3 protein-coding genes are annotated in these 5,118 nt (G+C 61.8%); all 3 read right to left on the minus strand.

Features of this window, described 5'->3' with window-relative positions; genetic code table 11:
• Nucleotides 1-704 (minus strand): hypothetical protein (locus B3C64_RS08635; protein WP_291535086.1); only part of this gene is annotated, 704 nt, incomplete at its 3' end.
• Between the two features lies 1 nt (nucleotide 705).
• Nucleotides 706-1,794 (minus strand): NUDIX hydrolase, encoded by a 1,089-nt coding sequence (locus B3C64_RS08640; protein WP_291535081.1) that lies wholly within the window; start codon nucleotides 1,792-1,794, stop codon nucleotides 706-708.
• 133 nt (nucleotides 1,795-1,927) lie between these two features.
• Nucleotides 1,928-4,162, minus strand: coding sequence for an RNA degradosome polyphosphate kinase (locus B3C64_RS08645; protein WP_291535082.1), 2,235 nt, complete (start codon nucleotides 4,160-4,162; stop codon nucleotides 1,928-1,930).
• Nucleotides 4,163-5,118: the final 956 nt, after the last annotated feature.

Genomic DNA, 5,118 nt, shown 5'->3' on the forward strand with positions numbered 1-5,118 from the left:
ACGCGCTTCTCCATCGCGGCACGGTAATCGGCTGAATCGGCCACAGCGGAACCGTCCGCGGTCTTACCGCTTGCTGTGGAATCGTTCGCCGCGGAATCGCCCGCAGTGAACGCGGCATCCGCCTTCAATCGTTCGGAAAGCTTATGTGCCTCGATGCGCAGTCCCAATGCGACCACGTCCGTGAACGCCGCGGCACGCTCCATGGCGACCGCGAAATCGCCGGTGAACGCGCCGGCCAGAATCGAATCGGCGGTCCGGGCGATGTCGTCTTCGGTCGGCGCTTGATCCACGCCGGCGATGGCGGATGCGGTGGTGGCGACGGGCTCGCCCACCCGCCACAATCGTGCGATCGACTCGCGGTTCTTCCGCATCCAGCTGCGCAAGAGGTACAGGCGCCACAGAATACCGGGCAGGGAATCCGGTTCGGCATGGCTCCACAGTTCCGCGATCACGTCCACGCCTTCGCGGTCCACCAGCGTGAGCACACGTCGGACCAGCTGCGCGTCCTGCGTGTGATGCACACGGTCGAGCAACGCGGCGGCCGAGGCATGGCTCATTTCGCTGATCTGCGCCGGATCCGCGCCGCCGGCGATATTGTCGGCCATAAGCTGGTCGAGCTGCCCGGGGCGTGCGGGACGCGGCGAGCCGGTGTTCGTGAAACCGGCCGCGCGACTGGGAACGATCGAACCGGAACCGTAATGCATGTTAGTGGACAATTGGCGAGACCTTTTGAATGTCGATGATGCTGGGACCTTGTGGTGTATCGATTATAAACAGTGCGACGGCGGTACCGGTAGGCATGTACGGCGATTTCGCGATGAGTTGCTTGGCGAGGGGCTTGCGCGCGCACAGACCGCGCAGATGGTCGTAGATGCCGCCGATCACCGGGCGGTGCATGCATATCGCGGTGGTCTCGCGTTTGTCGAGCGTCTGCTTGATCTGGTCGAGGAACGTCAGCCATGCGATCGTCGGATGTTCGGCGAACTCATCCTCGGTAAGCGCGTCGGCATGCTCCATCGGACGTTCCGTCTGCCAGCTCAGCACCTGCAGTGTCTCCCGGCAGCGCAGCCATGGCGAGGTGACCAGCCGCGTCGGATTGTAGCAGGCCAGTTCGCGGTTGAGCGCGAACGCCGCGGCGGCGCCTTTCGGCGTGATCGGGCGATTCGCGTCCGTGCCGGTCCATGATTTGCGCGCCTCGGCCTTGGCATGCCGCACGATCATCAGATTCTGCGCGGTCGCGGCGCCTTCCTCGACGCGGTCCACGAAAACCGCCAATGTCTCCTTGTCGGTCGAATGGGTCAGCACTTTGCGGACTTCGCGCACCGGAACCCACTTGATGTCGTTGATCTCGCCGACGTCCGCGCGATGCACCGGGCCGAACGCGTCGAGAAGATGTTCGGCGTCGGCGTCGGAAATCGGCTGTGCCATCCAATACAGCGTGTGCTTGGTGTCGACGGTGCGATCGCGCGAATGGCGGGTTTTCTTGCCTTCGTCCGCCAAAGGATATTCGACTTCGCGCAGGTAAGGGCCGAGCGCCACGGTGACGCCCGTTTCCTCGCCGATCTCACGCACCGCGGCATGCCGGTGCGATTCGTATTGTTCCAGTTTGCCCTTCGGCCAGCTCCAGTCGTCGTATTTCGGACGGTGCACCACGCACACCTCCATGCTGTCGAGCTGTTCCTGAGGTGTTTTCCGCCCTGCGATGGCGGGATTCGCCGCGATTTCGGTGCCGTCTTTCCAACGCCATACAATGCCGCCGGCCGCTTCGACGACCTTCCTGATTTTTTCACTCATATGTCTTTCTCTCCGTCCCCGTCCTCATATGCGTCGTGCTTCCGACATGTTGCGACGCCGGGCTTCGACGTCCGTCCATGCGCACGCAAAATGGCCGATTCCGTGGAATGCGGAATCGGCCATTGTCTTTATATCAGTGATTCACCGGTCGGCGCGTGTGCTTGCGAATCAGGTATTCCTGACAATCGACCAGCGGACGACCGCCTTCATCCTTCGCGTGGCGCACGTACGTGCCGTCGGATTCCATATGCCAGGAGGCGGTGGAATCGGCCATCTGCAGATCGACGTACTTGATGAGCTCGTCGATCTGTTCCGGCGCGGTGATGCGGACCAACGCCTCGACACGACGGTCGAGGTTGCGGTGCATCAGGTCGGCGGAACCGATCCACACTTCCGGGCCAGCCGCGGGGCCCTCGCCGATCTGCGGGCCGTCGGAGTTGGCGAAGGCGTAGATGCGGCTGTGCTCCAGGAAGCGTCCCAGGATGGAACGCACGCGGATGTTCTCGGAAAGCCCCGGAACACCCGGCTTGAGCGCGCAGATGCCGCGTTCGACGATGTCGATCTTCACGCCGGCCTGGCTTGCGCGGTACAGGGCGTCGATGGTCTTCTCGTCGACGATGGAGTTCACCTTGATCTTGATCCAGGCCTCCTTGCCGGCGCGTGCGGCGTCCTCCTCGCGGCGGATGCGCTGGATCAGGCCGGAGCGCACGGTGCGCGGCGCCACCAGCAGACGGTGGAAGCTCGACTTCGGAGCGTAGCCGGAAAGCTGGTTGAACAGGCGGGTCATGTCTTGGCCGACGACCGGATCGCAGGTCAGCAGGCCCAAATCGGTGTAGATTCGCGCGGTCTTCGGGTTGTAATTGCCGGTGCCCACGTGGCAGTAGCGGCGCAGTCCATCGGCTTCCTGGCGGACCACCAGGCTCAGCTTGCAGTGCGTCTTCAATCCGACGATGCCGTACACGACGTGCACGCCGGCGCGCTCGAGCTTGCGCGCCCATGCGATGTTGGCGTCCTCGTCGAAACGCGCCTTGATCTCGACCAATGCCAGCACCTGCTTGCCGGCGTGCGCGGCGTCGATCAGCGCGTCGATGATCGGGGAGTTGCTGGACGTGCGGTACAGCGTCTGCTTGATGGCGAGCACCTTCGGATCCGCCGCCGCCTGCGCTAGGAACGCCTGAACGGAGGTAGAGAACGAATCGTACGGGTGATGCAGGAGGATATCGCGTTCGCGAATCGCTGCAAAAATGTCTTGCGCGCGGGAGGATTCCACCTCGGCGATCTGACGGTTCGTGGTCGGCACGAACGAACGGTATTTCAGGTCGGGACGGTCGATGCCGCCGAGCTCGAACAGCACGGTCGCGTCGAGCGGCGCGGGCAGGCGGTACACCTCGTCGGCGCTCACGCGCAGCTGGTCGGCCAGCAGCTGGGACAGGAACGGGCTGGTCTCGTCGGAGATCTCCAGACGGATCGGCGGTCCGAAGCGGCGGCGCAGCAGTTCCTTCTCCATCGCGTTGAGCAGGTTCTCGGCATCGTCCTCTTCGACGTCGATGTCTTCGTTGCGGGTGACGCGGAAGGAGCGTGCCTCCTTGATGATCATGCCTGGGAACAGTGATTCCAGATGGGCGATGATGAGGTTCTCCATCGTGATGAAGCCGTAACGGACGTTGCCGCTGTCGTCATCGGTCAGGTCGTCGACCGGCACGAGTCGGTTCAGGTTGCCGGGGACCTTCACGCGGGCGAAGTGCGACTTGCCGGAAGCCGGGTTCTCCACCAGCACGGCGAGGTTCAGGGAGCCGCCGGAGATGTATGGGAACGGATGGGCCGGATCCACGGCAAGCGGCGTCAGCACCGGGAACACCTGCTGGCGGTAGTAGCGGGACAGGCGCTCCTGCTCGGCGGCGGTGAGCTTGTCCCAGCTCAGCAGCACGATCTTTTCCTTCGCGAGGTCGGGAAGGATGTGGTTGAGGATGTAGTGCGCGTGCTCATCCTGCAGCCGATGCGCCTGTTCGCTGATGGCGCGCAGCTGCTGCCTCGGGCTCAGTCCGGAGGCGGCCGTCACCGCGATGCCGGTGTCGATGCGGCGCTTCAGACCGGCGACGCGCACCATGAAGAATTCGTCGAGGTTGTTCGCGAAGATCGCGGCGAAGCTTGCGCGTTCGATGATCGGCAGATCCTCGTCCTGGGCGAGCTCAAGGACGCGCTTGTTGAATTTCAGCCAGCTGAGTTCGCGGTCGAAGAAACGATCTTTCGGCAGCGGCTCCTCGCCCGCCTGAAGCTCTCGCCGGTCATTCTTGTCGGTTTCGGCGATATGCTCAGCTATCTGGCTGCGCAAAATCGCCTTTGAGGGTGCGTCAAAAATCTGTGCCATACTGTCCTACTCTATCTTCATATGATTGGAAACGCGGCGTGAAGCGGCAGAATTTAGATGGAGTTAACATTCGCGGATGAATCATGCGACACGCCGCGCATTCTCGGAATCGAACGCAATCGCACAAACGCAGGGGAAATCGCTCGCAGAAGATTACTTTTCAGTCGCTTTGTCCGTCGAAAAACAACAATATGGATAAATATGGAACATTGTCGTTTTCGGATTTGCGATCGCCGTGATGCCGAGCATAATTACGAAGTACAAGAACAACTGAAGAGCAGAGCCCACAAAGAGTGTATGGCCGAGATTGGTCGTTACGTTGAACGGGCATTGTTATAGACTTACCGTTACGACGATGTTGTTGTGCAGAGATTCTGCTCCGAAGGTTTTTGCAGGAAGACCCGCTATGGCGGGTCTTCCTTTTTTGTTATGGGTTTGGCGTGTGGCCCGTCCTGACATCAACCTGGGTCTATAGGGTTTATAGGCCTCAATTCTGCCGAGTAAATCGGTCAACTTACCTTTTTGTTATGGCGCTTGGTGCGTGGCCTCAAGGTGCGCTGCCAAGGCTTTGCCGTGTGATGTGGACGGGTGTGGATGACACGCCGGGGATGTGGATAACCCGCGTCCTTCGACCACAAGGGCCGGATTGGCTTGCCCGCATGGGTGGCTGGCCGTTCAATCGGAGACATGAACAGCGCAGCACCATTCCCGGAGATTCCTCCGGTTCCGTTGCCGTCGGGCGGAAGCATACCGGCGGTGCCTCCGCGGCGTCCTGACGGTCCCGTGGCTCGCATGGAGCCGGAATCGGACCGTGGCCTGATTGATAGACGGCGGTTCTACAAGCCGCCTGATTCGGGCGTTCCGGCACGCCCCCATGCGGGCGGGAACGCTGGCATCGGGGAAGCTTCGGCATATTCCGCAGTGACGGAAGGGGATTCCGCGTTTGAACGGAAGCC

This window comes from Bifidobacterium sp. UBA6881 (assembly GCA_002451435.1).
Classification (GTDB): domain Bacteria; phylum Actinomycetota; class Actinomycetes; order Actinomycetales; family Bifidobacteriaceae; genus Bifidobacterium.

Coding starts and splice junctions, on each gene's coding strand:
- B3C64_RS08640 (WP_291535081.1), bottom strand. CDS start 1,794: ATGAGTGAAAAAATCAGGAAGGTCGTCGAAGCGGCCGGCGGCATTGTA.
- B3C64_RS08645 (WP_291535082.1), bottom strand. CDS start 4,162: ATGGCACAGATTTTTGACGCACCCTCAAAGGCGATTTTGCGCAGCCAG.